Origin of the sequence: Streptomyces colwelliae (assembly GCF_048158785.1) — a bacterium.
GTDB lineage: Bacteria > Actinomycetota > Actinomycetes > Streptomycetales > Streptomycetaceae > Streptomyces.
Genome location: NZ_JBLTJC010000775.1, coordinates 1 through 1531 on the forward strand (window position 1 = coordinate 1; position 1531 = coordinate 1531).

The window sequence follows — 1531 nt, forward strand, 5'->3', positions numbered from 1 at the left end:
GTGGGGTGGGGGGGGTCGGTACCGCCCCCGCCCGGTGACGTTTCGCGTTGGCCGAGCGCTGGGTGAGTACCGGGTTCGGAACGACACGGGCCGAGGGCGACCGCCCGCCGGATGTCGACACCGCACCCCGTCCCCCTGACCTCTCTCCGTACCGCTTGTGACTCCCCCCCCTGTGAGCGGTGCGGAGAGGGACGGGGTGGCCGGAATCCGCCCACTGCGCGGGTTCCGGCCGCCCCACACGCGCCACGTACCAACGGCAGGCGTGCAGTTGGACGCGGCGCGGGCGAAATCACCACGTACGCCGGTCCGCCGGGTCGCGTAATGCTTCGGCGCCCCCGTGCGCTCCTTCTGGCATGAGTACGTACCTCCGACTGCGAGCGGTGCCGCCCCCGGCACTGCGCAACAGCGCGACCTGGCTTGAACGACTGTTCGGGGACAGCTCGGCGACCGTCCGGCACCGGCTCGGCCGGCACCACGAGGAGGTGCTGGACAAGCGTTATCTGGACCAGGAGCGGATCTACGCCGGTGCTCTCTCGCACCGTGCCGAGGACCGGCCGCGGACCCAGGTGGTGCTCGGTGGCCGCCCGGTGTTCCGCCCCGACCCGCACAAGCCGCCGTTTCTCGTGCTGACGGCGGCCCAGGTCCGCCGGGTTGCCGGTTTCCTGGCGACGGCCGACTTCGACGCGCTCTGGGACGTCGCCCGCGACGAACTGGTGCCGCGCTACGGCGGAGTGACCGCGGAGCCCGAGACCCGGGGTGCGTTCGCGGCCGCGCACCAGGAGCTGAAGGCGTTCTACACGCAGACGGCCGAGCACGGAGACGCGGTGGTGAAGTGGCTGCCGGCCTGAGACACGCGAAGGGTCTGGGCCGGAAACCTGAGGCCGACAGTCAACTTCTTGTTCGGCTTGCACATTTAGGCCCCATTGATCCGTTATGCGAAACCGAGGTGTAACACTTCCGGCCGCGTTCGCTCTGTCCATGCGGGCGACCGTGTCGGTCGGATCAGGACAGGGGGCACGACTCGTGCAGTGGACGGACGAAAGCGGCGGGGCGTACGGCGAGGATCCGTATGGGGGCGCCGGGTACGCGTATGCCTACGGCCACGAGTACGACGGCGGCGCGATGGCCGACACGGAGTCGCCGACCTGGGACCCCGTCACGACGGAGTGGGACTCTCCCCACGGTGACGTCCTCACCGTGCCGCTCCCGGAGGCCGACCCGTCGGAGCTTCCCGTACCAGGACCGAACGCGTTGACGAGAGCGCCGGTGTTCGTCGATTCCTCGGGGCGCCGCCGACGCCGCGTGCTCCGCGCCGCCCGGCTCCTGGTGATCCCCGCCGGCGGCTATGTCGCCCTGCTGATCAGCTCCGCGCTGGGCGGCCCCACCATCAGCGCTCCGTTCGTGCCGCAGCCGCACTCCACGCACCCTGCCACGGGCCCGCGGACGTCCACACCTCACCCAGTCACCAAGCCACCCAGTCACCAACTCGCCCACCAGAGAGGGCACTTCGATGAAAACCTCCGTGCAGGCC

Annotated in this window: 1 protein-coding gene and 1 pseudogene; both read left to right on the forward strand. The window is 70.6% G+C overall.

Features of this window, described 5'->3' with window-relative positions:
• Nucleotides 1-353 precede the first annotated feature (353 nt).
• On the forward strand, nucleotides 354-848 hold the full coding sequence (locus ACNFOC_RS54245) for a DUF1877 family protein (protein ID WP_416966293.1): 495 nt from the start codon (nucleotides 354-356) through the stop codon (nucleotides 846-848).
• A 130-nt stretch (nucleotides 849-978) separates the two neighbouring features.
• Nucleotides 979-1531, forward strand: a pseudogene (locus tag ACNFOC_RS54250) (hypothetical protein); the annotation flags it as partial.

Bases quoted from the DNA above. Each gene is read 5' to 3' on its own strand.
- ACNFOC_RS54245 (WP_416966293.1), top strand. From the start codon at position 354: ATGAGTACGTACCTCCGACTGCGAGCGGTGCCGCCCCCGGCACTGCGC.